The following is a 23,885-nucleotide window of genomic DNA, read 5'->3' on the forward strand; positions in this document are numbered from 1 at the left end:
AAACGCGCGCCAAGGGGATGACGCGCGGTTGTCCACAGGGAAATTGCTGAGCTGTGGATTATTGCTGCAAACACAGCTCAAGCCAAGCCGCACCCAGATCCTTTTTGCGAACGTCGCGCATCTTTTGCTCATAAACCCAGGGCGTGATCAATGGGATCGCCGCGTTATAGTTCTCGGGCCATGTGGGGCTGGTTTCAGCCACGGCCTCCACAACGTCGCGCTCTTTCACCTTGTCCAGACGCGCTTTCTGGATCGCGGCCACGACATCGGCCTGATACTGGCAGCTTTGTTCCTTGGTTTCGGCGGCGGCCAGAGGCGTTGCAAGCAAGGCTGCAGCGATGGCGATACGCAACATTGAGGTCTCCCGGATTCGTTTGTCTGGACGCAGCTTACCCGCCAGCACCGTTTTCGCAATCGACGCGCAGCATTCAGTGTCGCTAACACGCGATATGTCCGGTGTATGTAACATGCGATCTGTCCGGTTCTATTCTGTCTCTGAGAGGAGGCGTTATGAACCGAGCAGAAGTGTTACAGGAAGTTCGACTGATGAAGTTTGAAGATGTGTATTCGCGGCGAAGCGCGAACAAGCTGACGCAAGAACAGGCGGCTGAGATACTGGGTGTATCCGTGCGCACCGTCAGGCGTTGGGAGGATCGATTTGAGGCGGATGGTGCAGAAGGTCTGTACGACCGTCGGCTTGGCAAACTGGCCAACAATCGTGTTGCCACGGATAAGGTCATGGAGATGCTTGAACTGTTTGATACCAAGTACTGGGATTACACGCCGAAGCATTTCCACGAGAAGCTGGTGGCCCACCATGGTTTCACACAGAGCTACAACTGGGTGCGGCTTACACTGCAGCGCCACGGCCGGGTTCAGGCAGCACCCCGACGAGGTGCCCATCGGCGCAAGCGGCCCCGCCGTCCGATGGTTGGCATGATGTTGCATCAGGACGGCTCCAGCCATGAATGGGTTCCGGGTCAGTGGTGGGATCTGATCGTCACCATGGACGATGCCACCAACCGGGTTTATTCGGCATTCTTTGTCGAGGAAGAAGGGACGATGAGCAGTTTTCAGGGGCTGACAGAGGTGATCGAGGCGCAAGGTCTGTTTTGCTCGCTCTATGCCGATCGGGGCTCTCATTACTGGCATACGCCCGAAGCGGGCGGCAAAGTGGACAAGGACAATCTGACCCAGGTCGGGCGCGCCTTGCAGCAACTCGGCATTGAGCTGATCCCGGCCTATTCACCGCAGGCCCGTGGACGGTCTGAACGCATGTTTGGCACGTTCCAGAACCGATTGCCGCAGGAACTGCGGTCCCATGGGATCACAACCATTGAAGAGGCCAATCAGTTCCTGAAAGAGGTCTATCTTCCCGAACACAATGCCCTGTTTGCAAAGGAGCCGGAGGATACGACCTCGGCCTTCGTGCCGTTTACAGGCAATGTGCGCGACACCCTGTGTGTGCAGGAAGACCGCGTCGTCGGCAACGACAATACGGTGCGCTACAAGGGCCTGGTCATGCAGATCGCGGCAGACAGGCACCGTCATCATTTCGTCAAGGCGAAGGTCAGGGTCCACGAATACCCCGATGGTCAACTGGTCATCTTCCACGGCCCGAGATGCATTGGCCGCTACCAGCCTGACGGATCACCCATCACACAGGAGGATAGCAAACACAAAGTCGCGTGACCCGCTTCGACGTGGCGCGAACGCGGTGGCCCAAATCTACGGTCGCCTACGGCTCCCTCCGAATTGGGCCACCGCGCAATCAACTGAAGCGGACAATTGGCATGTTACCTACACCGGACAATTCAGAATGTTCTCGACATCGACGCGCAGCATTCAGTTTGCGCACGGGGCAGAAAAGCCACCCCGTGCGCCAAGTGTCATAGGCCTTTGGCCCTGTAGCTTTTGGCCACGCGATCAATCGCAACGATATAGGCCGCCGTGCGCAGATCCTCGACATCGTCGCGGCTGTGCCAAACCTCGCGCATGGACTGGTAGGCAATCCGCATCGTGTCATCGAGGCCCGAGCGTACCAACTCCAACTCATCCGCGCCTTTGAGGTACTTGGCCTTGAAATCCGGCGACATTGACCAGGCATCGCCCAGATAACGATCCAGCCGTTCAAGCTCGCTTACGATCAACTCATGCCGTGCCTCTTCTTGACGGCGCTGCATGCGACCAAATCGAATGTGGCTGAGGTTCTTCACCCATTCGAAATACGAGACCGTCACACCGCCCGCATTAGCATACATATCAGGAATGATGACGGTGCCCTTCTTGCGCAGAATTTCATCCGCACCTGCGGTCACCGGACCATTCGCGGCCTCGATGATCAGCGGAGCCTTGATCCTGTCGGCATTGTCCAGATTGATCACGCCTTCCAGAGCCGCGGGGATCAGGATGTCGCAATCTGCCTCTAGCACCGAGGCACCGTCGGTTGAATGAGTCGCGTCCGGGAAATCCTTTACGCCACCATGTTTGACGATCCAGTTGCGCACCGCCTCAACGTCGATACCGTCCGGGTTATAAAGCGCACCGTCCCATTCGATGATCCCTATAATGCGCGATCCATCTTCCTCAGCGAGGAACTTGGCCGCGTGGTAGCCCACGTTACCCAATCCCTGTACAACGACGCGCTTGCCGTCCAACTCGCCGGACAAACCGGCCTTGGCAATGTCTTCAGGGTGGCGGAAGAACTCGCGCAGCGCGTATTGGATACCGCGCCCCGTCGCCTCGACCCGCCCGGCGATACCGCCTGCGTTCAATGGTTTACCCGTCACACAAGCGCGTGCGTTAATGTCGGTGGTATTCATCCTTGCGTATTGGTCAGCCATCCAGGCCATCTCACGTTCACCTGTGCCCATGTCAGGCGCCGGAACGTTTTGCGAGGGGTTTATCAGATCGCGTTTGGCCAGCTCATAGGCAAAGCGTCGGGTGATCTGCTCCATCTCGTGTTCTTCGTATTTGCGCGGATCAATACACAGCCCGCCTTTCGAGCCGCCAAACGGCGTCTCAACCAGGGCGCATTTGTAGGTCATCAGCGCAGCAAGCGCCTCAACCTCGTCCTGGTTCACCGCCAAGGCATAACGAATCCCGCCCTTGACCGGCTCCATATGCTCGGAATGGACGGAACGGTAGCCGGTGAAAGTATGAATCTCACCGCGCAGACGCACCCCGAAACGAACCGTGTAGGTGGCATTGCAGACCCGGATTTTCTGCTCAAGACCGGGCGGCAGATCCATCAGGGATGCCGCCCTGTTGAACATCAGATCCACACTTTCACGAAAGCTCGGTTCCTTGGTGCTGGTCATTAATCCCTCCGTACCGGTGAATGACGAACGTTATGGCGTTTTGTCGCACCACTGGCGCAAAGCTGCAATCTTTTATGATGAAAAATTCATCACTTCATGAACGGGCGACAAAAACCCCTTACTGAGTCGCCTCGGAAATTTTTGCGGCGCTAATTGTCAACACAACAGAAACAAAACCCTCGCCACCCCGTTAAATGCGGCAGTTTGCCGTTCAATCCCAGCAGCATAGTGGCAAAGTCGCCCAAATCTCGCCACGTTCGCCGACTAAATTCTTAAAGTTGATATGACCCGCCTTCCGTGCGCCGGATTACCTGCAGGGACTAGATATGAAAAAAGTGTTTAGGAATTCTGAATCCAAACGAACTGAGCATTCCAGCTGCTCCGACAAAGGCGCTGCGCCGTTCTTACGCTCGGAGCGCGGGACCATGACCATCCTGTCGTTGGGCCTAATCCTTGTCATCTTCACTGTGGGTGGATTTGCCGTCGACATGATGCGCTATGACCATGAAAGAGCGCGCCTTCAGTATTCGTTGGACCGCGCCGTTTTGGCCGCTGCAGACCTCCAACAGAACCTTTGCCCAAAAGACGTTGTACAGGACTACTTGGTCAAAGAAAATTTGGACCAGTTTCTGGATGGCGAAGTCATAGTCACCCCGAGGTCTTGCGATGATGACGGCAACAAGTTGATCGTCGGACAGCGCCGCGTCGAAGCGAGAGCAACGATGCCGGTCGGTATGCATTTCATGCAATGGTGGGACGTCGACTCGATTGACGTGAACGTCGTCAGCGTCGCAGAAGAGTCCATCGGCAACGTCGAAATCGCTATGGTTCTGGATGTTTCGGGCTCCATGAGAGGGTCGCGCCTGACCAACCTGAAAGGTGCGGCCAAGAGCTTTGTCACCAAAATGTATGAGAACACGAGTTCTGACAAACTCTCGATCTCGATCATTCCTTACGCAACGCAGGTGGGTGTCCCTTCTGCCGTCATGAACCAGCTTACGACCGCTGGCTCCAACAGATTCGCCAACTGTATCGACTTTGAAACCTCAGATCTGGCAGCAGGGACATTCGATCTTTCAAAGACGTACAATCAATCGTTGTACTATTCTCGCTACGGTGGGGATCAGCGCCCGTCAGGTGGGTTCAGTTCACCGCGCATCGACGAACGGTGCCGTTCTGAGGCCAGCCGTCAGCTTGTTGTTCACCAGAACAACGAAACGAACCTGCACACTTACATTGACTCGTTTTATGCGCGCGACAACACGTCGATAAATGTCGGCATGAAATGGGCACTGACGCTGTTGGACGAAAACTTCCGCCCCGTTGTCACCAACATGATCGCAAACGGCCAGATACCGGCAGATTTTGCGGGTCGCCCCGCCGACAGCGTCGGTAGTGACACCATGAAAGTTATCGTTCTGATGACCGATGGCGAGAACACTTCTCGCACATGGGTGAAACCGCCATACAATGATGGTCAATCGGGTATTTGGTGGAATGGAGACGAAGAAGTCTATTCCGTCAATGTGAACCACTATGACGAAGACGACGATAGCTTCAGATATGCGTGGCTGGGTGTGGACAGGGCATACTGGGACAGCAGTCGCGGCAGATACTGGGTGCGCGACGAGTTTCAGGACCACGCGTACGGAAACGACACTTTCAATGTCTACCTTTGCAGAGGAAATTACTACAGCAGCGGCTATTGCGACAACCTTGACAGGGGCGAAGTTCGCCAGCTCGATGAAGATGGGAGCGCCCTGTCTCTGACATGGCCCGCCTTGTGGGAGCGTACCTCGCGGTACGAAATCTATCAGTTGCTGTATGATTCCGTCGGTTCGAGCGATGCATACAACTGGTATTATGCGGCGACCGAGACCGAAAACCGTTCCAAAAAAGACGATCAGGTCGAAGCGATGTGCGATTATGCGAAATCCGGCGCAAGAAACATTCTGATCTTCTCGGTCGCCTACGAGGCCACCACCAATGGTCGAAACCTCCTGTGGTACTGCAAATCGGATGAAAACGCATATTTCGCACCAACAGGATCCGAGATTGGCGAAGTCTTCGACGATATTGCGGCGAGCATCCAGAATCTGAGGCTGACCCAATGATCCGACATCTGAAAAAAGTGCTGCGAAGGTTTCGCCGCGAAGAAAAGGGAATGGCCACAATCGAATTTGTGATGTGGTTTCCGATCTTCATGATAACCACCTATTCCGGTATCGAGATCGGGATTGTGGCGTGGAACCATGCCAACCTAGAGCGCGCCCTAGATGCGACGATCCAGGATGTCCGCATGAATCGAATTGATCTTTATGAAGGCGAAACAGCCTGGACGCACGACCTGTTAAAGCGGATCATCTGCGAAGAGGCCGGCGCCATTCCAGATTGTCAGCAAAATCTGGCTGTCGAGATGACAAGGGTCAATCATTTCGACAGCAGTGCAATTCTTACTGGCAACTTTGATCGGCCATTTTGCGTTGATACGCCAGAAGAGATTCGAGGCAAAGACGATCAGATTTTTACACCCGGAACGGCCAACGAACTAATGATCATACGCGCGTGCGTAGAAATCACTCCTTTGTTCTTCGGTACAACGCTTGGTCGGCTTGCTCGGCAAGATCCCGATGGACAATACGAACTTCATGCAACGACGGTGTTTGTACATGAACCTTAGATCTTTCATTCAAAAACACTTGGCCGGTGTGACATCACGCTTTCTAAAGAGAGAAGATGGTGTCGTTAGCATCGAAGCCATTATGACGTTTCCCCTACTGTTCTGGTCGGTCTGGACGGCGTATACCTATTTCGACGGATATCGTCAGGGTGCTAGCAACCTGAAAGCGGCCTACGCTGTCGCTGATATTCTTTCCCGAGAGAAAGACACGGTAACGGACCAGTACATCACATCCATGTATGATCTACAAAGATACATGATCAGTGAAGGCAACGGATTGTCGTTGCGGATCTCTTTCGTACGATGGGACACTGGCGATGAAAGCACAGACACAGATGATCGTCACTTTGTCGAATGGTCCTGCACACGCGGTGAAGGGTTGACACGGTGGTCCAACGAAACAGTTGATCAAGTCTCGGATCGCATTCCAATAATGGCAGATAACGCCACGATGATCTTGGTCGAGACACGGCATCACTACGTGCGTCCGTTCAAAATCGGATTCGGTAGCAACGAGTTCTTCATCGACAAATTCATCTTCACGCAACCCCGCGGATACACCTTCATCCAAGGGCCAGACTCTTGCAAGGACGCCAACAACGTGGACGACGGCACTGTTGATAGCGGACATGACGACAGTACTCCGGAAGATAACACCACCGTGGAGCCGTCAACGCTGTAACACCATAGCCGAGAGTATCTCGGACATGAACTTGGCCTCGGCGGATGCTGTCATGCCGCCGACGCCAACCCGGCGGCCTAGCCGCCACCACAGGCCAGGCGCCCAGACGTTACCGGCCTTTTCGCGCGTTCGCACCAGAAACCCATTAGACGGTTTGAACGCGAAAACACCTCGATCCACGGCTTCAATCTCTTCGACACGCGCAATCACCTGCCCCGATCCGGTGCGCAGCTCTGATGCAGTCAGCTCGATCCTGTCCTGAGTGGCCATCCAAACGCGATAGGCCAACCACAAGGACGACGCGCCAACCGCCAATAAAAACACCTGCCAGACGAGTTCAGGCGGAGAAGCCAGCGCCACGTAAATCACCAAAACACCTACGCTGCCCAGCATAGCAACACCGGCCACCCGTCTTGGGGATGATGCCTCGATCGTTGCCAGCACTTCGTCCTGCATGACTGCCTCCTGTCTTTCTGCTGTCTCGTGTATCCGCTTTGCGCAGAAATAAACAGGCCCTCCCCTGCCCTACATTTGCGCACATTCATGGTGCCTCTGCGCAAATTGACCAGTCCCCGGCCGGGCATACATCTTGCAAACAAATGAAGGAGGTTGCCATGTCCCTCAGACCCACATTGGAAACACGCAAGGCCGTACCGACGATGGAAGGTGCAGGCGTCAAGCTGCATCGCGCCTTCGGGTTTCAGGACCCGTCCGAATTGGACCCGTTTCTGTTGTTCGACGACTTTCGGAACGAGCGCCCGCAGGACTACCAGGCCGGATTTCCCTGGCATCCTCATCGCGGGATCGAGACGATCACCTATGTGCTGTCCGGCACGGTCGAGCATTCGGATTCGTTGGGCAATAGCGGGACGCTCGGTGCCGGTGATGTACAATGGATGACGGCGGGGTCGGGCATTCTGCATCAGGAAATGCCGCACGGGAATGCCTCGGGCCAGATGCACGGGTTTCAGCTCTGGGGCAACCTGCCCTCGGATCAGAAAATGACCGCTCCGCGCTATCAGGACGTTCAGGCCAACGAGATCCCCGAGGTCATCGACGATGACGGTACCACAGTGCGCGTTATCGTGGGTGAGTTCTGGGGCAAAACCGGCCCGGTGGACGGTATCGCTGCAGATCCCCAATATCTGGACGTTCAGATCCCGGCCGGTGTCAAAAAGACCTTCAAAATCGACACCTACCGCCGCGCCTTTGCCTATGTGTTCCAAGGTCAGGCGGCCTTTGCCGATGCGTCCCAGCCGACCGGAGTTTTGCTGGAAAAGGAAGTCGCCGGGCAAGAGGTCAATATCCGCGACATGTCCGGAGACCGCACTCTAGTACGGTTCGGCACCGGGGATGAGATCACGGTTCAGGCCGGGCCTGAAGGCGTTCGCTTTCTGCTGATCTCGGGCGCTCCGATTGACGAGCCTGTAGCGTGGCACGGACCCATCGTCATGAACACGCGTGCCGAACTGGAACAGGCGTTTCGTGAGCTGCGCAACGGAACCTTCATTCGCCCTGCCCACTAAGGCTAAGCCTGACCCGATTATGGGTCAGGCCATCACTGCGCGGCGAACCATGTCCCAATAAATCTGCTCGACTTCGTCCAACGACAATCGCCCACCCGAGCGATACCAGGTCATCACACCATTCAGCATCGCTATCACCGCCAGCGTGGCGATCTTTGTGTCCGAGATCGCGAAGTGACCGGCTTGCTGGCCCTCACTCAATATCCGCTCCAGAGAATCTTCGTATGCGCGGCGCAGATCCTCGATCTCTGCGAAGTTGTCCGGCGTCAAGTTGCGCAACTCCATATAGGCGATGAAAACCTCGTCGGGGCGTTCCAGATGAAACCGGATGTGGAACCCGACAAAGCGGCGCAGAGCCTCTTGCGCGTCGCCAGTTTCACCAAGCGCATCATAGGCTTGCTGCAACTCCTGCATGTGGTCGCGCATCAGGCGGAACAACAGGCTTTGCTTGTCGGGCGTGTAGTTATACAGCGCCCCGGCCTGAACGCCGACCTCCTTGGCGATCTGGCGCATCGAAACTGCGGCGTAGCCATGGCGGGCAAAAAGACCCAACGCTGCCTTGCGGATGCGCGGGCCGGTTATGTCCGAATGTGATCCCTGTGTACGAGCCATGGACCGACACTATCTGAACGCACGTTCAGATAGAACCCCGCTTGAACAGATCGGGTAAAAGAGGCATCACAAGACCAGTCCTTTGTGAAAGCACCCGTTATGAAGCGCATGCCCGTTCTGGTTCTGATCCTGACCCTTGCCGGATGCACAAACTTCCCCGAGTTGGAAGGCAGCGAATCCCGCGCGGTCAAGACAGCGCCTTACCCCAAGCTTTTGCCTCTACCTAACGTTCTGGGCGCGCCTGCCGATCCGGTCAGCGAAGCCTCTGCCGTTGAGCAGGACCTGACTGCCCGGAGCGAGGCTTTGGCGAAGAAAGCCGAAGCGCTGCAAAATGCGCAGATCGACTAAAGATCGGCTTTTCCCAGCCCCGGCCAACGCGTGACGGATTGCGCCCGTGCCCTGAACCGGCTAAGGCAGCGCTGAGCGGGCAAAAGGCCCGAAATCAGACTGGTACGAGCGAAAGGAACCCACGGGATGACACAGGCGCTGCGGCTTGGAATTGCGGGCTTGGGAACTGTTGGCGTGGGTGTTGTCCGGATTGTCCGGCGTCATGCCGATCTACTGCAGGCACGCACCGGACGCCCGATTGAAATCGTCGCCGTGTCGGCCCGCGATTCAAGCAAAGACCGGGGCGTGAACCTGTCGGACTATGCTTGGGAAACCGATCCCGTAGCCTTGGCAAAACGCGATGACGTGGACGTATTTGTCGAGTTGATGGGCGGTGAAAACGGCCCAGCCAAAGCCTCGGTCGAGGCGGCGCTGGCCAGCGGCAAGGATGTTGTCACGGCCAACAAGGCCCTGCTGGCAATCCATGGTCAGGAACTGGCCGAGAAGGCCGAAGCCGCAGGCCGCGTGATCCGGTTCGAGGCCGCCGTCGCCGGAGGCATCCCGGTGATCAAATCCCTCACCGAAGGTCTGGCTGGAAACGAGATCACCCGCGTGATGGGCGTGATGAACGGCACCTGCAACTACATCCTGACCCGCATGCAATCGCAGGAAAAAGGCTATAACGCGCTGTTCGACGAATGCGCCGAACTGGGCTACCTCGAAGCGGATCCGAACCTGGATGTGGGCGGCATTGACGCGGCGCATAAACTGGCCCTGCTGTCATCGATCGCGTTTGGCACGAAACCGAATTTCGACGGGATCGAGATTGAAGGTATCCAGCAAATCAGCCTCGACGACATTCATCAGGCCCACGACATGGGTTACCGGATCAAGCTGCTGGGTCTGGCGCAGCGTACTGCGCGCGGCCTGGAGCAGCGTATGCAGCCCTGCCTCGTGCCTAGCGACTCGCCGCTTGGTCAGCTCGAAGGCGGCACCAATATGGTGGTGATCGAAGGTGACGCGGTTGAACAGGTCGTACTACGCGGCCCCGGAGCGGGCGAAGGACCAACTGCAAGCGCGGTGATGGGCGATGTTTGCGATCTGGCACGGGGTCTGAAAATCTCGACCTTCGGGCGCCCTGCGTCCAGCCTTGAAGACGCCACCCCAGCCATCACAGGCCTGCCTGCGCCCTATTACCTGCGTCTGGGCTTGCTGGACAAACCCGGAGCGCTGGCCAAGGTTGCGGCCATTCTGGGGGACGCGGGCGTGTCGATTGACCGGATGCGCCAGTACGGCCACAGCGACAGCACAGCCCCCGTCCTGATTGTCACGCACAAGACCACTCGGGCCACTCTGGACGTGGCGCTGGACGGGTTCCGCACAACTGATGTTGTCGCGGGTGAGCCTGTCGCGCTTCGGATTGAACAGGTCTGAACCCTTGCAGCCTGCGCCATCCGCAGGCTATGCCAGACGAAACGCCATTGCCTGCCAAAGGAATACAACGCATGAACGCTGCCAAAATCGACTTTAACGACCGCCTGCTGTCCTTGGGCCTTGCGCGGGTTGCGGAACAGGCCGCGCTTGCCTCGGCCTCGCTGGTGGGGCGTGGTGATGAGAAAGCCGCCGACCAGGCCGCCGTGAACGCGATGCGCGAGCAGTTGAACCTGCTGGATATCGCAGGCGTTGTGGTCATCGGCGAAGGCGAGCGTGACGAAGCGCCGATGCTCTATATCGGCGAAGAGGTTGGCACCGGCGAAGGCCCCGGCGTGGATATCGCTCTGGACCCGCTGGAAGGCACCACGCTGACCGCGAAGGACATGCCAAACGCACTGACCGTGATCGCCATGGGCCCGCGTGGCTCGATGCTACATGCGCCGGATGTCTACATGGACAAGCTGGCGGTTGGCCCCGGCTATCCTGAGGGCGTTGTCTCGCTCGACATGAGCCCGCGTGAACGTGTTGAGGCACTGGCCAAAGCCAAAGGCTGTGAGGCAGCAGATATTACCGTTTGCATTCTGGAACGTCCGCGCCATGAAGCGATGATTGCCGAGGTGCGAGAAACCGGTGCCTCGATCCGCCTGATCACTGACGGCGATGTGGCAGGTGTTATGCATTGCGCCGAAAGCGAAACCACCGGCATCGACATGTATATGGGTCAAGGTGGCGCGCCGGAGGGTGTTCTGGCCGCTGCTGCTCTGAAATGCATGGGCGGTCAGATCTTCGGCCGCCTTCTGTTCCGCAACGATGACGAACGTGGTCGCGCCGCCAAGGCAGGCATCACCGATCTTGACCGTGTCTATGCACGTGACGAGATGGTGACGGCGGATGTGATCTTTGCAGCAACTGGCGTAACAGGTGGCTCTCTACTGCCGCGCATCAAGCGTGAGCCGGGCTGGGTTGAAACCACCACCCTTCTGATGCGCTCGAAAACCGGGTCGGTTCGCCGCATGTCCTACCGCACGCCGATGTGGTCGCACGACGAAGCCTAAGCGGCTTGCGCCGATACCTTCGGCGAGAGTATCTGTGAAAAGATGAAGAGGCCGGGTCCAAATGGGTCCGGCCTTGGCACATGAGAGGCGCGATGAGTTTTCTTGGGGTTGAGCAATCTTTGACAGGTCGGCGCTGGGTGGGGCCCTCGCCCGAAGTTGAGCGCGCGACTGAAATGCTGGTGCAGCAGGCCGGTTTGCCGCGTGCCGTTTGCCAAGTACTGGCGCGGCGGGGCGTCCCTCCGATGGAGGCTGCCGGTTTTCTGGAACCAAAGCTGAAAGAGCTTTTGCCTGATCCACGCAGCATGAAAGACATGGAAACCGCTGCGACCCGGTTTCTGAAAGCGGTGCGCGAAAAGCAGCGGATCGCAGTCTTTGCGGATTATGATGTGGATGGAGGCAGTTCGGCGGCGTTGCTGCTGGTCTGGCTGCGTCAGATGGGTCTGCAGGCGACACTCTATGTGCCGGACCGCATCGACGAAGGCTATGGGCCGAACGTGCCTGCGATGCAATCGCTGGCAGCGGCGCATGACCTGATCATCTGCGTGGATTGCGGCACGCTGAGCCGTGACCCGATCGCTGCAGCGCAAGGCGCGGATGTGATCGTGCTGGATCACCATCTGGGCGGTGAGACCTTGCCGGATTGTGTGGCCGTGGTGAACCCAAACCGGCAGGATGAAAGCGGCGATCTGGGCTATCTCTGTGCGGCAGGCGTTGTCTTCTTGATGCTGGTCGAGGCTGGGAGGCAAATGCGTGAGGCTGGGGCCAAAGGGCCGGATCTGGTGCCTCTGCTGGATTTGGTCGCACTGGCGACTGTCGCCGACGTTGCCCCGTTGATCGAGGCGAACCGCGCTTTGGTTCGGCAAGGCTTGAAGGTCATGGCAGGCCGTCAGCGACCCGGCCTTGTGGCCCTGTCGGATGTCGCTCGGATGGATGCGGCGCCAAACAGCTATCACCTTGGGTTTCTGTTGGGACCACGTGTCAACGCGGGCGGGCGTATCGGTCAGGCCGACCTTGGAGCGCGGCTGCTCAGCACCGACTCTTTGCACGAAGCGCAGGCCCTGTCCGAGCGGCTGGACGCGCTGAACTCTGAACGGCGCGATATTGAAAACGCAGTGAGAGCTGCTGCGCTTGAACAAGCTGAGGAGCGCGGTTTGGACGCGCCCTTGGTCTGGGCTGCTGGCGAAGGTTGGCATCCGGGCGTTGTCGGTATCGTCGCCTCGCGCCTGAAGGAAAACGCCAACCGCCCGGCGATTGTGATCGGCTTTGACGGGGATGAAGGCAAAGGATCAGGGAGGTCGGTGTCGGGCGTTGATCTGGGGGCCTCGATCCAGCGACTGGCGGCTGAGGGGTTGTTGGTCAAAGGCGGCGGTCACAAGATGGCGGCGGGGCTGACCGTGATGCGCGACCAGTTGGAACCGGCCATGAAGCGCCTGTCAGAACTGCTGGAAAAACAAGGCGCAGGGCAAGGTGGTCCGGCGGACATGAAGCTCGACGGGGCGTTGATGCCCGGCGCCGCGACAGTGGATCTGATTGAAGAAATTGAGAAAGCCGGGCCTTTTGGGGCCAGCGCCCCTGCTCCGCGCTACGCCCTGCCCAACCTACAGGTGCGGTTTGCCAAACGGGTGGGCGAGGCGCATCTAAAGCTCTCGCTTGCGGATGGTCTTGGCGGCGGGCTGGACGCGATCGCATTCGGAGCCTTCGACGGGCCGATGGGTGAAAAGCTTTCAAATCACGGCGGAGCGCGCTTTCATTTCGCCGGTCGGCTTGAGGTGAACACATGGGGTGGTCGCCAAAACGTACAGCTACGTCTTGAGGACGCGGCCGAGGCGAAATGACCAGTTTCAAGGCAACAGCAGGACAGGTCAAAAAACTTTCGCATCCCTGCATTTTTCGGCTTGCGGGGGTCGGGGTGAAACCGTAAAAGGCCCTCCACAAGCTAGCGTGGCCCGTTCGTCTATCGGTTAGGACGCCAGGTTTTCAACCTGGAAAGAGGGGTTCGATTCCCCTACGGGCTGCCATTTTTGCTTGTGAGCCAAGGCTCAGTGGCCCGTTCGTCTATCGGTTAGGACGCCAGGTTTTCAACCTGGAAAGAGGGGTTCGATTCCCCTACGGGCTGCCACTTCACCAGCATTCGATATCTAGAAGAAAACCAGAAGTCTGGCTTCAGTCTTAAGCTGCTTTCTCTTTGATGCTTCTCTCTTTGATTTCTATCGGCGCTTTTTCAGTTGTGGCTGCCACAGGTTTTTTCGTGCGGAACACTAAGGCAACCTTTCGTTCCAGAACCCCAAACCTCCGCCAGCGTGTTACGCCCTTCGACCGTTTCGACAACAAACTGATCATTGAACCTATGGCAGTCGCAGAGCCATGGTTCACCGGCACCTGCCTCGTGCTACCAGCCGCGACGGCCAAACAGAGAATGCAAGCGGTTCTGACCTGCAAACGGGTCGATCTCCTGCGCGCGTTCTAAGCTAGACACAACACGGCCGACCAAATTCCAACTGATCGCGGCGAAGATGATGCCTCCGAAAGCCTGCCCCAACAGAACGCCGGACGCCCCTGCCAGCGCCGATCCGATTGAGGCAAACACCCATGTGCCGACGGTGTGGCGGCCCCAGTTGATCCAAGTGGAATAGACCGGGTGGCCCAGGTTATTGAAACTGGCATTGGCGACGAAGATGACTCCGTTGAAGAATGACGCCAGCGCCAGAGGCCCGCAGAACAGATAGATCAGCACGCGGGTCTCGCCCTCGGCCGCGAACAGATCCGCGATTGGCGCGCGCAGAAGGAACAGAACTGCCGCCATCCCGAGAACGTAGACCGCCGTGAATTTGATACCGGCCAGAAAGGCTTCGCGTACGCGGGTGAACTGCTCGGCCCCGAAGTTCTGGCCGATGATTGGGCCAATTGCCCCAGACAGCGCGAAGATGACCGAGAACGCCACGGGCAAAAGCCGCCCGATCACGGCCATTCCGGCCACCGCATCCGTTCCATACTCGGCGATCTCACGCACGACGATGGCATTTCCGATCGGCGTTGCCACATTGGTCAGCACGGCCGGGATCGCGATGGCCCGGACCGGTTTCAGATCGGATGCGACTTGCCGCAGCGATGGGCGGGCAAAGCCTCGGTGAACGCGCAGGGCGGGCCAAATCGCAGCGGCCAACATGCAGGTCCGTGCCAGCACCGATGCGATGGCCGCACCGTCGAGCCCCAAACCAACCCCGAAGATCAGGATCGGGTCGAGAACCGCATTCACCACGCCGCCATAGATCGTGGCCATCATGGATCGCCGCGCATCCCCATGCGCCCGCAGAACCGCCATAGCCACCATCGCAATCGCCATCACCCACATGGTCGGCAGAATGATCGAAACATAGCGTGTGGCGAGCCTCAACACCTCGCCCTCAGCCCCCAATAACGACAACAGTGCGCTGAGGTTCCAAAGCACCAGAACCGGGGTTACCAGCCCAACGCACAGACCCAGCGTTGCCACGCTGGAGGCATATTTCCGCGCCTCCTCCGGCCGCCCCGCCCCCAAGGCCCGTGCTGTTAACGCTCCGGCCGAGATCGACAAGCCAATATTGATTGCATTGGTGAAAAACAGCAACGTTCCGGCATATCCCACGGCGGCGGCCAACGCGTCATTGCCAAGCATCGAGATAAACACCATGTCGACGAAATCGACCGCAAAGATCGCCATCAGACCGATACTGGTTGTCAGAGACATGCGCGTGACATGTCGCATCAGGCTGCCACTCAGGAAAACGGCTTCGCCTTGGGATTGATTGGCCATGTTCTACCTGCTCTGCGACGGCGTTTGAGTTCAGTCACCTTCTCAGATGGCAGCGCAGCGTCAACAGTTTCATTTCGCCCAAAAGGCGGGCCATTTTCGGGCAATCACCGCTGAGTCGGGTTTTGCAAGCCCTGAGCCGAAGCCGCGCTTGACAGAATCCAACCATCTCGTTCTGATACCAGCGTGAGCAAAAACACTGAATCAAACCAATGCATTGCCCGGATCACGCGCTGCTGTCAGCATCGCTCTCGGCATGGTTGCGTTCGGTCTGATGACCCCAAACGCCTGAAAGTCTGCCTCTCGTGACAGGACCCATGATGACTTATGTGCGGTTCATCGACCGCGCCAACCGGATGCTGGGTCGCGTGATCATGTATGGCATCTTCGTGATGATGGCGATTTTGCTGTATTCCTCGGTCTCCAAGACGTTCTTCGTGCCGTCCCTCTGGACGCTGGAAATGGCGCAGTTCGCGATGGTGGCCTATTACATGCTGGGCGGGCCTTACGCGATGCAGATGGGCGCGAACGTCCGGATGGATCTGCTCTATGGTGAATGGACGGACCGTAAGAAAAGCCAGATCGATGCGCTGACTGTTTTGTTTCTGATTACATACCTCGGCTTTCTGCTGTGGGGTGGCTGGGACAGCCTGATGTATTCGTTCCAGTATGGTGGTGAGCGTTCGTCCTCGGCCTGGCGGCCCTATATCTGGCCGATCAAGACCATCATGGTCATCGGCATTTTTCTGATGCTGCTTCAGGCGATATCGGAACTCTGCAAGGACATCCTGCGCCTCAAAGGCTTTGACATGGGCAAAAAGGATGATGAGCCCGTCCACATGGCCCCCGAAGACCTTGAAGGAGGGCATCGCGGGTGAGCTATGAACTGATTGCCGCGCTCATGTTCTCGACCATGATGCTGATGCTGCTGACCGGTCAGCGGGTCTTTGGTGCGATTGGCTTTGTCGCTGTGGTTGCAGCATTCTTCCTATGGGGCGATCGCGGAGGATACGATCTCGGTTTTGCGGCGGCGATCAAGGTGATGCGATGGTATCCCCTTCTGACGCTGCCGATGTTCATTTTCATGGGGTACATCCTGTCCGAGTCCCGGATTGCCGATGACCTCTATCGAATGTTCCACGTCTGGATGGGCGGCCTATCCGGAGGCCTCGCCATTGGCACCATCGGCCTCATGGTTCTGATCTCGGCCATGAACGGACTGTCTGTGGCTGGTATGGCGATCGGAGCCACCATCGCCCTGCCCGAGCTGTTACGCCGTAACTATGACAAGCTGATGGTCACCGGCGTGATACAGGCCGGATCATCACTGGGCATTCTGGTGCCACCCTCAGTCGTGCTGGTCCTTTACGCCATGATCGCGCGCCAGCCGGTCGGGCAACTCTGGCTGGCCGGCGTGATCCCCGGCCTGATGATGGCCACGATGTTCATCATCTACATCGCCATCCGCTGCCGCATAAATCCGGCGCTTGGCCCCGTGATGAGCGCGGAGGAGCGCGCAGAGGTCACATGGGGGGAAAAGATGCGTCTGCTGGGCGCTGGCCTTCTGCCGCTGGGCATCTTCGCCGTGATGATGGTGCCCTTTGTCAACGGCTGGACCTCCCTGGTGGAAAGCTCAGCCCTTGGCGCAATTGCCGCCTTTCTGGCGGCCGTTCTGAAACGTCGCATGACATGGCAGGTCTTTGAAACCTCGATCAAGCAGACGCTGGGCATCACCTGCATGTTCATGTGGATCATCCTCGCCGCACTTGCCTTTGGGGCCGTCTTCGACGGTCTGGGCGCGGTCAAAGCAATTGAGAACCTGTTTACCGTTCAACTCGGTCTGAACCCGTGGATCATCCTGATCTTGATGCAACTGAGCTTTCTGCTCATGGGAACATTCCTTGATGACACGGCCATGCTGGTCATCGTCGCGCCCCTTTACGTGCCGCTGGTCGGCGCGCTTGGGTTTGACCTGATCTGGTATGGCGTGCTCTACACGATCACCTGCCAAATTGCTTATATGACACCACCTTTCGGGTATAACCTGTTCCTGATGAGGGCCATGGCCCCGCCTGAGGTGACGATCAAAGACATTTACCGCTCCATCATCCCGTTTGTCTGCGTGATGGCTGTGGCACTGGGATTGGTGATGGCCTTCCCTGACATTGCATTGTGGCTTCCGGGCGTCGTCTACGGAAACTGAGCACATAAGAAAGAGAAGCCGGAAAAACCGGTTCAATTTCAACAAAAAGCACAGGAGAGGAAGACTATGACCACAACAAGACGCAGATTTTTACGCACTGCAGCTTTGGCCGCGCCTGCGACATTGGCAGCGCCCGCAATCGTCAAAGCGCAGGCCCCGATCAAATGGCGCTTTCAGACCTACGCAGGGGGTGCGTTGGGTGAGCATGTGACCAAACCGGCCATCGACTACATCAACGCCAACGCCAATGGCGAGCTTGAGATCGAGCTATTCTACGCCGACCAGATCGTCCCCACTGGAGAGCTGTTCCAGGCGCTTCAGCGCGGCACCATCGACGGGGTGCATTCGGACGATGACTCGATGGCCTCGCCCACGCCGCTGCGCGTGTTCGGAGGGTATTTCCCTTTCGCAACCAAGCACATCCTCGACGTTCCTGTCCTGTTTAACCAGTACGGTCTGGCTGATATCTGGCGCGACGAATACGCCAAGGTCGGGGTGCAATGGCTGTCCGCCGCAGGTCAGGACCCGTGCAACTTCAACACCAAGAAGGAGATCACCTCGGTTGCTGACCTGGATGGGCTGAAGCTCTATACCTTCCCGACCGCTGGTCGCTTCCTTGCCAAGTTCGGCGTGGTTCCGGTGAACATCCCCTATGAAGACGCCGAAGTGGCCGTTCAGACGGGTGAGTTGGATGGCATGGCATGGTCTGGTATCACCGAGGATTACACGGTCGGCTGGGCTGATGTGACCGACTACTTCCTGACAAACAACATCTCGGGCGCGTGGATCGGATCGTGGTTCGCCAACCAAGAGCGTTGGAACGAGCTGCCGGATCACCTGAAATCCGTAGTGATGGCCGGGATCGAAGCCGGGCACACCTATCGGAACCAGTGGTACTGGGGTGGCGAAGCGGCGTTGCGGGCCAATGGTGACAAGCTGGAGTTGCGCTCGGTTCCACCCGGCGAATGGGCCGAGGTTGAGAACGCGGCCAAGGAGTTCTGGGACGAGATTGCTCAGGAAGGCGAAGTCCACCAGAAGATCATCGGCATCTTCCAAGAGTATAACAGCGTCATCAATCAGGCTGGCGTGCCCTATAACTTCGAATAAAGAAACGGGCGACCCCGCGCAAAGGGGTCGCCTTGCCAATTTGTCATCCACAGAAACCAACCGACATGCTAGAGGTCCCAAGACACCGAAGGTTCAGGGCAAGGGCAGAGCATGAAACTGGAATTCTACCACATCAACTTCGTCGCCGATGATGTTGATCGCATGCACGATTTCTACACCAACGTGCTGGGGCTAGATGACATCCCACAGGACAATTTCCCACGGACCGAGGCCGATGAGGAAAGCGGCTATGACGGCAAGATTCGCTTTGCAACCGAGGGCCACATGCAGATGCATCTGGCCGAACGCGCCTTTGACGTCGCCTTCAAGAACGGCCAAGTGATCAACCCGGTGGAACGCGGCCATATCGCATTTCGCACCGATGACCTGCCTGCGTTCCTGAAGCTGCTGGACGAGCGCGGCATCCCCTATTCCGACTACGGCACCACCTTCGCGAAAGAATGGCACCAGGTCTTCTTTCAAGACCCGGAGGGCAACGTGATCGAAGTGCATCAACAGGTCGATCAAGGCGACTAGCCAAAAAAGGCCCGCGCACTCAGGTCGTGCGGCGGGCCTTTGAAAGAGTTGTTGGGCGGGAAACCCGCCCAAGCGTGGCGGTTCAGACGAACCTGTTGACGTAGTTCTCGAGAATTTCCTGACGACCGGAGCGAGGCTGCGGGTTGATTTCCTCGGCCAATACACGGGCCGTGATCTCATCCAGACCAGAAGAAAGCATGGATTGCGCGGCTTCCGTCGACCAGCCCGCGTATCTGTCCGCCAGCGCGGCCTCTAACCCGCCATCTTCGATCATGGCGGCGGCCGCTTTCAAACCGCGCGCGCAGATATCCATACCACCCACATGTGCGGCGATCAGATCCTCGGCGTCGATCGACTGACGCCGGATTTTCGCGTCGAAATTGGTGCCGCCCGTGGTGAAGCCTCCGGCCTTGAGGATGTGATAATAGGCCAAGGCGACCTCGGGCGTGTTGTTGGGGAACTGGTCCGTATCCCAACCCGACTGATAGTCGTTGCGGTTCATATCTATGGAACCCAGCATGCCTTCGGCTGTGGCAGTTGCGATCTCATGCTCAAAGCTATGACCGGCCAGAATGGCGTGCCCCTGTTCGAGATTCAGCTTGACCTCATCTTCAAGGCCATACTTGCGAAGGAAACCGATGCAAGTGGCTGCATCATAGTCATACTGATGCTTGGACGGCTCCTGCGGCTTGGGTTCGACCAGAATGGCGCCCTTGAAGCCGATCTTGTGCTTGTACTCGACCACCATGTTCAGGAACCGACCCATATGATCAAGCTCGGCCCCCATATCGGTGTTGAGCAGCGTCTCATAGCCTTCACGCCCACCCCACAGCACGTAGTTCTCGCCCCCCAGCTTATGGGTCGCGTCGATACAGGATTTCACCGTTGCAGCCGCAAAGGCAAACACGTCCGGATCAGGGTTCGTGCTCGCCCCACCCATCCAGCGGCGATGGCTGAACATATTGGCAGTTCCCCAAAGCAGCTTGGTGCCCGAAACTTGCATCTTCTCACCGATATAGTCGGTGATCTCTTCCAGAGTTCTCAGGTTATCCGCATAGTTGCCCTGTTCGGGCCGGATATCCGCATCGTGCCAGCAGAAATAGGGCTGCCCGAGAATGTCGAACATCTCGAACGCGATGTCGGCTTTCATCTTGGCCCGGCCCATATCATCCTGCGGATGCCAGGGGCGCTCAAGCGTCGGGCCACCAAACGGGTCGCCCCCCTCCCACGCGAACGAGTGCCACCACGCGACGGCGAAACGCAGGTGATCCTCCATGCGTTTGCCCATGATGACTTCATCCGGATTGTAGTGACGGAAGGCGAGCGGGTTCTTGCTGTCTTCGCCCTCGTACCGGATCTTTTCGATCTCTTGAAAGAAACCACTCGCCATTGTCTTCCCTCACTCAGTCTTTTCGCCGGGCTTTTTGCCCAGAATAATCATCGACAGCAGGTCATCATCGGTGACATCGGGGATGTCGACGGTTCCGACCAATTGACCGTTCTTCATGACCGAAGCCCGATCGCACAGTTCCATCACAGCATGCACATCATGGTCGATTAGGAAAATCCCGATCCCCTGCGCCTTGAGCTTCTGGATCAATTCCGCAACCATCTGGGTCTCATGTGGGCCCAATGCGGCTGTGGGTTCGTCCATGATCAGGATGCGCGCGTTGAAATACACCGCCCTGGCAATCGCCACCGACTGGCGCTGACCGCCAGACAGGGCAGAGACCGGGTCATTGAACTTCTGAAAGTTCGGGTTCAGCTGACCCATGATCTTGCGGCACTCGGCCTCCATCGCGGCGTCGTTGACTAGGCCCATCGGTGTCACCATCTCGCGCCCTAGAAACAGGTTCGAGCTGGCGTCTAGGTTGTCGGCCAAAGCGAGCGTCTGATAGATCGTCTCGATATTGTTGGCCCGCGCGTCCCGAGGGTTGTTGATCTCGACCTTTTCACCGTCGATCCGGATCTCGCCGCTGTCCATCTGGTACGCACCGGACAGGACCTTGATCAGCGTGGACTTCCCTGCCCCGTTGTGGCCCAGCAGGCCCACAACTTCGCCGGGGTAGAGGTCGACCGACACGTGATCCACCGCCTTGATGCCCCCGAAGGAAATCGAGATGTCGTTCATTTCGACCAGAGGTGGCTGGCCTGAACCGCGACCCGAATTTGTGTTCTGCGTTTCTTCAGCTTGCATCATTTCGCTCCCAGACGTTTGCGATAGACGATGTCGATATAGACAGCCAGGACGAGCACAGCACCGACGACGATGTTCTGGAACGGTGCATCCACACCTACCATCGCCATCCCCGATTGCAGCGCCTGCATGATCAGGGCACCAAGGATCGCGCCATAGATCGTCCCCAGACCACCGGACAGGGCTGTCCCGCCGATCACGGCTGCAGCAATAACACGAAGCTCATCCAGCGTACCAATGTCGTTCGAGTGGTTGGCCAGACGGGCCGAAGCCACAACAGCGGACAGCGCGCACAGGAAGCCCATCAAGGCAAAGATCTTGACGGTCATCATACGGGTGTTGATACCCGAAAGCTCTGCCGCGTCAGGGTTGCCGCCGGTTGCAAAGATATAGCGACCAAACCGGGTCTTGCGGGCCACGACGGTCAGTGTGACGGCCACCAGGATCAGGATCAGAACCGAGATCGGGATGCCGTAGCCGACGACCAGACCCTCGGGCATGATCTCACCACGCGCTTCGAACATACGCTCGAGTCGACGGGTCGGGATGGCGTAGCTGTTGACGATGAAGACATAGCCCATGATCGCGATGCCGATGATGCCGGCCAGCGTTGTTTCAGCCCAGACGGGTTTGACCGGGAAACCATGTGCGGCCTTGGACCGGCGCGCACTCCAGAGCGCCCAGATCGCGGCGGCTGTGGCGGCAAGGCCGAACAAAAGACTGGCCGTGGTGCCAAGCGTTCCGTTGGTGCCGCCGAACATCAGGAATGTGCTATCCAGCGGGCCAATGGTCTGGCCATCGGTCATGTACCAGGCGACGTTGCGCCAAACCAGAAACCCACCGAGGGTCACGATGAAGGCGGGAATTGTTAGGTACCCGATCATCCAGCCTTGAAAGGCCCCGATCAGGGTTCCAACCGCAAGCCCAACGACCAGAGTGATCGCCCATGTGGCCGGGTTGTTCAGGCCCATGCCCAGCATGTTCGGCAACAGCTCGGTTTGGGTCATGGCCATCACGGCGGATGTCGTTGCCAGCAAGGCGCCGACAGACAGGTCGATGTGGCGCATCACGATGATGAACACCATGCCACAGGCCATGATCGCAACCGACACGGTCTGAATGGACAGGTTGAACAGGTTGCGAGGGGTCAGAAAACGCCCATCAGTGACGATATTGAACCCGATGCAAAGGATGATAAACGCGCCGATCATACCCAATAGCCGCATATCCAGCTCAAGCTGCTGGAACAAGTTTTGCTTGCTTTTCTGGGGTACCGGCTGAGACGAAGTTTCGGTCATATCCGATCTTTCATGTTCAGCGATTGGGATCCCGGCCCGCCTACGCAGGCCGGGAATTGTATTAGTTTAGTTACAGGGGGCTGGGCCGTTTTCCACGCCCTGGCACAGGTCTTCCAACGGAATCCAGCCTGCATCTACAACAACCGAGAGGTTGTCTTTTGTGATCGGAACCGGCGCCAGGAAGACCGAGGTCATCTCGGTGCCGCCGGGCGATGTCCAGCTGACCGCGCCTTCAACGTCTCCTGCAGCGGTGCCGCCGCTCAGCGCGACCGCGATCTCGCCTGCGGCTTTGCCCAGCTCACGCGCGTCTTTCCAAACGGATACGGTTTGAGTGCCCAGCGCGACGCGGTTCAGCGCGGCATGGTCACCGTCCTGACCCGAGACCGGGATACCTTCCATGCCCTGCGCCGTCAGCGCGGCAACAACACCACCGGCCGTACCATCATTCGAGGCAACCACGGCGTCCACGTTGTTTTCGTTCGCCGTCAGGATCTGCTCCACGTTGCGCTGTGCGTTCGCGGGCAGCCAGCCATCGGTGTAAGCTTCGCCGACGATCACAACATCACCGCTGTCGACAGCGGCCTGAATGATCTCTTGCTGACCGCCACGCAGGAAGTCCGCATTCGGGTCGGTCGGAGAGCCCTTGATCATGACGTAGTTGCCCTTGGGCATCGCGTCGAACACTGCGCGGGCCTGCATGCGGCCTACTTCGACATTGTCGAAGGTCAGGTAGAAGGCGCGATCATCTTCGATCAGACGGTCATATGCGATAACCGGGATACCCTCGTCTGCGGCGGCCTGAACAGCCGGGCCAATCGCCTGCGAGTCCTGCGCGAGGATGATCAGAGCGTCCACGCCCTGCGCGATCAGGCTTTCAATGTCCGACAACTGCTTGGCAGAAGACGACTGCGCGTCGGCAGAGATATAATCAGCCCCACCCGCCTCAAGCGCGGATTTGATCGCGGCTTCGTCGGTCTTCCAACGCTCTTCCTGAAAGTTCGACCAGCTGACGCCGACGACGGTTTCAGCAAAAGCAGCCGTGCCCATCAGAGCCGCTGCGACTGAAATGCTTAGGAATTTCTTCATGCTTTCCTCCCGGTTGTTCGAGTCCCTTCGA

Annotated in this window: 22 protein-coding genes and 2 tRNA genes; 15 read left to right on the forward strand and 9 right to left on the reverse strand. The window is 57.9% G+C overall.

What is annotated here, in order from left to right:
• Positions 1 to 58 precede the first annotated feature (58 nt).
• Positions 59 to 355, reverse strand: a complete 297-nt coding sequence (locus ACOERD_RS04890; protein WP_170376237.1) for a hypothetical protein — start codon at positions 353 to 355, stop codon at positions 59 to 61.
• A gap of 155 nt (positions 356 to 510) precedes the next feature.
• Between ACOERD_RS04890 and ACOERD_RS04895 the strand changes: the two genes are divergently transcribed.
• Positions 511 to 1,692 (forward strand): ISNCY family transposase, encoded by a 1,182-nt coding sequence (locus ACOERD_RS04895; RefSeq protein ID WP_419737631.1) that lies wholly within the window; start codon positions 511 to 513, stop codon positions 1,690 to 1,692.
• 197 nt (positions 1,693 to 1,889) lie between these two features.
• Here the strand turns inward: ACOERD_RS04895 and ACOERD_RS04900 are convergent, their stop codons facing one another.
• Positions 1,890 to 3,320 (reverse strand): Glu/Leu/Phe/Val family dehydrogenase, encoded by a 1,431-nt coding sequence (locus tag ACOERD_RS04900; protein ID WP_419738226.1) that lies wholly within the window; start codon positions 3,318 to 3,320, stop codon positions 1,890 to 1,892.
• 425 nt (positions 3,321 to 3,745) lie between these two features.
• Between ACOERD_RS04900 and ACOERD_RS04905 the strand changes: the two genes are divergently transcribed.
• From ACOERD_RS04905 to ACOERD_RS04915, 3 genes are read left to right on the forward strand one after another with little or no spacing between them, the layout of a single operon-like run.
• Entirely contained in the window at positions 3,746 to 5,434 is a 1,689-nt protein-coding gene (locus ACOERD_RS04905; protein WP_419738227.1) for a pilus assembly protein TadG-related protein, read from the forward strand.
• Positions 5,431 to 6,000, forward strand: a complete 570-nt coding sequence (locus ACOERD_RS04910; protein ID WP_419738228.1) for a TadE/TadG family type IV pilus assembly protein — start codon at positions 5,431 to 5,433, stop codon at positions 5,998 to 6,000. The genes ACOERD_RS04905 and ACOERD_RS04910 overlap by 4 nt, the downstream gene beginning before the upstream one ends.
• Positions 5,990 to 6,682 (forward strand): TadE/TadG family type IV pilus assembly protein, encoded by a 693-nt coding sequence (locus ACOERD_RS04915; RefSeq protein WP_419738229.1) that lies wholly within the window; start codon positions 5,990 to 5,992, stop codon positions 6,680 to 6,682. The genes ACOERD_RS04910 and ACOERD_RS04915 overlap by 11 nt, the downstream gene beginning before the upstream one ends.
• Here ACOERD_RS04915 and ACOERD_RS04920 read toward each other — a convergent pair.
• A complete protein-coding gene (locus ACOERD_RS04920; RefSeq protein ID WP_419738230.1) occupies positions 6,671 to 7,138 on the reverse strand; it encodes a hypothetical protein in 468 nt (155 codons plus the stop codon). The genes ACOERD_RS04915 and ACOERD_RS04920 overlap by 12 nt on opposite strands.
• A gap of 158 nt (positions 7,139 to 7,296) precedes the next feature.
• Here ACOERD_RS04920 and ACOERD_RS04925 point away from each other — a divergent pair, with 158 nt between their 5' ends.
• On the forward strand, positions 7,297 to 8,208 hold the full coding sequence (locus ACOERD_RS04925; protein WP_419738231.1) for a pirin family protein: 912 nt from the start codon (positions 7,297 to 7,299) through the stop codon (positions 8,206 to 8,208).
• 24 nt (positions 8,209 to 8,232) lie between these two features.
• Here ACOERD_RS04925 and ACOERD_RS04930 read toward each other — a convergent pair whose 3' ends face one another.
• Positions 8,233 to 8,820: a TetR/AcrR family transcriptional regulator gene (locus ACOERD_RS04930; RefSeq protein ID WP_170718251.1), complete on the reverse strand. Its 588-nt coding sequence runs from the start codon at positions 8,818 to 8,820 to the stop codon at positions 8,233 to 8,235.
• Between the two features lie 99 nt (positions 8,821 to 8,919).
• Between ACOERD_RS04930 and ACOERD_RS04935 the strand changes: the two genes are divergently transcribed.
• The 6 genes from ACOERD_RS04935 to ACOERD_RS04960 all read left to right on the forward strand — a co-directional run bounded on the left by ACOERD_RS04935 (position 8,920) and on the right by ACOERD_RS04960 (position 13,755).
• Complete coding sequence (locus tag ACOERD_RS04935; protein WP_419738232.1) at positions 8,920 to 9,168, forward strand: hypothetical protein; 249 nt, start codon at positions 8,920 to 8,922, stop codon at positions 9,166 to 9,168.
• 126 nt (positions 9,169 to 9,294) lie between these two features.
• Positions 9,295 to 10,581, forward strand: a complete 1,287-nt coding sequence (locus tag ACOERD_RS04940; RefSeq protein WP_170376220.1) for a homoserine dehydrogenase — start codon at positions 9,295 to 9,297, stop codon at positions 10,579 to 10,581.
• Between the two features lie 71 nt (positions 10,582 to 10,652).
• Complete coding sequence (gene glpX, locus ACOERD_RS04945; RefSeq protein WP_170470293.1) at positions 10,653 to 11,636, forward strand: class II fructose-bisphosphatase; 984 nt, start codon at positions 10,653 to 10,655, stop codon at positions 11,634 to 11,636.
• 92 nt (positions 11,637 to 11,728) lie between these two features.
• Positions 11,729 to 13,471 carry a single-stranded-DNA-specific exonuclease RecJ gene (gene recJ / locus ACOERD_RS04950; protein ID WP_419738233.1) on the forward strand — a complete coding sequence of 581 codons (1,743 nt, stop codon included), beginning with the start codon at positions 11,729 to 11,731 and terminating at the stop codon, positions 13,469 to 13,471.
• Positions 13,472 to 13,579: 108 nt separating this feature from the next.
• Positions 13,580 to 13,654: transfer RNA gene (locus tag ACOERD_RS04955), tRNA-Glu, on the forward strand.
• A 26-nt stretch (positions 13,655 to 13,680) separates the two neighbouring features.
• Positions 13,681 to 13,755: transfer RNA gene (locus tag ACOERD_RS04960), tRNA-Glu, on the forward strand.
• A gap of 270 nt (positions 13,756 to 14,025) precedes the next feature.
• On the opposite strand, the gene ACOERD_RS04965 is transcribed toward ACOERD_RS04960, so the two are convergent.
• A complete protein-coding gene (locus tag ACOERD_RS04965) occupies positions 14,026 to 15,429 on the reverse strand; it encodes an MATE family efflux transporter (RefSeq protein ID WP_419738234.1) in 1,404 nt (467 codons plus the stop codon).
• 314 nt (positions 15,430 to 15,743) lie between these two features.
• On the opposite strand from ACOERD_RS04965, the gene ACOERD_RS04970 reads away from it, so the two are divergent.
• The 4 genes from ACOERD_RS04970 (at position 15,744) to ACOERD_RS04985 (ending at position 19,273) form a co-directional block, all read left to right on the forward strand.
• Entirely contained in the window at positions 15,744 to 16,304 is a 561-nt protein-coding gene (locus ACOERD_RS04970; RefSeq protein WP_170376848.1) for a TRAP transporter small permease subunit, read from the forward strand.
• Positions 16,301 to 17,629, forward strand: coding sequence for a TRAP transporter large permease subunit (locus ACOERD_RS04975; protein WP_170376214.1), 1,329 nt, complete (start codon positions 16,301 to 16,303; stop codon positions 17,627 to 17,629). The genes ACOERD_RS04970 and ACOERD_RS04975 overlap by 4 nt, the downstream gene beginning before the upstream one ends.
• 66 nt (positions 17,630 to 17,695) lie before the next feature.
• Positions 17,696 to 18,736, forward strand: coding sequence for a TRAP transporter substrate-binding protein (locus ACOERD_RS04980; RefSeq protein ID WP_170376212.1), 1,041 nt, complete (start codon positions 17,696 to 17,698; stop codon positions 18,734 to 18,736).
• Between the two features lie 111 nt (positions 18,737 to 18,847).
• The gene (locus tag ACOERD_RS04985) at positions 18,848 to 19,273 is read left to right on the forward strand and encodes a VOC family protein (RefSeq protein ID WP_419738235.1); all 426 of its coding nucleotides are present in this window, start codon (positions 18,848 to 18,850) and stop codon (positions 19,271 to 19,273) included.
• A gap of 82 nt (positions 19,274 to 19,355) precedes the next feature.
• Here the strand turns inward: ACOERD_RS04985 and xylA are convergent, their stop codons facing one another.
• The 4 genes from xylA to xylF all read right to left on the reverse strand — a co-directional run bounded on the left by xylA (position 19,356) and on the right by xylF (position 23,854).
• On the reverse strand, positions 19,356 to 20,663 hold the full coding sequence (gene xylA, locus ACOERD_RS04990) for a xylose isomerase (protein WP_419738236.1): 1,308 nt from the start codon (positions 20,661 to 20,663) through the stop codon (positions 19,356 to 19,358).
• Positions 20,664 to 20,672: 9 nt separating this feature from the next.
• The gene (locus tag ACOERD_RS04995) at positions 20,673 to 21,470 is read right to left on the reverse strand and encodes an ATP-binding cassette domain-containing protein (RefSeq protein WP_170551730.1); all 798 of its coding nucleotides are present in this window, start codon (positions 21,468 to 21,470) and stop codon (positions 20,673 to 20,675) included.
• Positions 21,470 to 22,768 (reverse strand): sugar ABC transporter permease, encoded by a 1,299-nt coding sequence (locus ACOERD_RS05000; RefSeq protein ID WP_170376204.1) that lies wholly within the window; start codon positions 22,766 to 22,768, stop codon positions 21,470 to 21,472. The genes ACOERD_RS04995 and ACOERD_RS05000 overlap by 1 nt, the downstream gene beginning before the upstream one ends.
• A 66-nt stretch (positions 22,769 to 22,834) precedes the next feature.
• Complete coding sequence (gene xylF, locus ACOERD_RS05005; RefSeq protein ID WP_419738237.1) at positions 22,835 to 23,854, reverse strand: D-xylose ABC transporter substrate-binding protein; 1,020 nt, start codon at positions 23,852 to 23,854, stop codon at positions 22,835 to 22,837.
• Between the last annotated feature and the right edge of the window lie 31 nt (positions 23,855 to 23,885).

This window comes from Ruegeria sp., assembly GCF_965199275.1.
Classification (GTDB): domain Bacteria; phylum Pseudomonadota; class Alphaproteobacteria; order Rhodobacterales; family Rhodobacteraceae; genus Ruegeria.

Coding starts and splice junctions, on each gene's coding strand:
- ACOERD_RS04940 (WP_170376220.1), top strand. CDS start 9,295: ATGACACAGGCGCTGCGGCTTGGAATTGCGGGCTTGGGAACTGTTGGC.
- ACOERD_RS04965 (WP_419738234.1), bottom strand. CDS start 15,429: ATGGCCAATCAATCCCAAGGCGAAGCCGTTTTCCTGAGTGGCAGCCTG.
- ACOERD_RS04900 (WP_419738226.1), bottom strand. CDS start 3,320: ATGACCAGCACCAAGGAACCGAGCTTTCGTGAAAGTGTGGATCTGATG.
- ACOERD_RS04905 (WP_419738227.1), top strand. CDS start 3,746: ATGACCATCCTGTCGTTGGGCCTAATCCTTGTCATCTTCACTGTGGGT.
- ACOERD_RS05000 (WP_170376204.1), bottom strand. CDS start 22,768: ATGACCGAAACTTCGTCTCAGCCGGTACCCCAGAAAAGCAAGCAAAAC.
- xylA (WP_419738236.1), bottom strand. CDS start 20,663: ATGGCGAGTGGTTTCTTTCAAGAGATCGAAAAGATCCGGTACGAGGGC.
- ACOERD_RS04925 (WP_419738231.1), top strand. CDS start 7,297: ATGTCCCTCAGACCCACATTGGAAACACGCAAGGCCGTACCGACGATG.
- ACOERD_RS04895 (WP_419737631.1), top strand. CDS start 511: ATGAACCGAGCAGAAGTGTTACAGGAAGTTCGACTGATGAAGTTTGAA.
- ACOERD_RS04935 (WP_419738232.1), top strand. CDS start 8,920: ATGAAGCGCATGCCCGTTCTGGTTCTGATCCTGACCCTTGCCGGATGC.
- xylF (WP_419738237.1), bottom strand. CDS start 23,854: ATGAAGAAATTCCTAAGCATTTCAGTCGCAGCGGCTCTGATGGGCACG.
- ACOERD_RS04910 (WP_419738228.1), top strand. CDS start 5,431: ATGATCCGACATCTGAAAAAAGTGCTGCGAAGGTTTCGCCGCGAAGAA.
- glpX (WP_170470293.1), top strand. CDS start 10,653: ATGAACGCTGCCAAAATCGACTTTAACGACCGCCTGCTGTCCTTGGGC.
- ACOERD_RS04970 (WP_170376848.1), top strand. CDS start 15,744: ATGATGACTTATGTGCGGTTCATCGACCGCGCCAACCGGATGCTGGGT.
- ACOERD_RS04930 (WP_170718251.1), bottom strand. CDS start 8,820: ATGGCTCGTACACAGGGATCACATTCGGACATAACCGGCCCGCGCATC.
- ACOERD_RS04995 (WP_170551730.1), bottom strand. CDS start 21,470: ATGCAAGCTGAAGAAACGCAGAACACAAATTCGGGTCGCGGTTCAGGC.
- recJ (WP_419738233.1), top strand. CDS start 11,729: ATGAGTTTTCTTGGGGTTGAGCAATCTTTGACAGGTCGGCGCTGGGTG.
- ACOERD_RS04890 (WP_170376237.1), bottom strand. CDS start 355: ATGTTGCGTATCGCCATCGCTGCAGCCTTGCTTGCAACGCCTCTGGCC.
- ACOERD_RS04985 (WP_419738235.1), top strand. CDS start 18,848: ATGAAACTGGAATTCTACCACATCAACTTCGTCGCCGATGATGTTGAT.
- ACOERD_RS04915 (WP_419738229.1), top strand. CDS start 5,990: ATGAACCTTAGATCTTTCATTCAAAAACACTTGGCCGGTGTGACATCA.
- ACOERD_RS04980 (WP_170376212.1), top strand. CDS start 17,696: ATGACCACAACAAGACGCAGATTTTTACGCACTGCAGCTTTGGCCGCG.
- ACOERD_RS04920 (WP_419738230.1), bottom strand. CDS start 7,138: ATGCAGGACGAAGTGCTGGCAACGATCGAGGCATCATCCCCAAGACGG.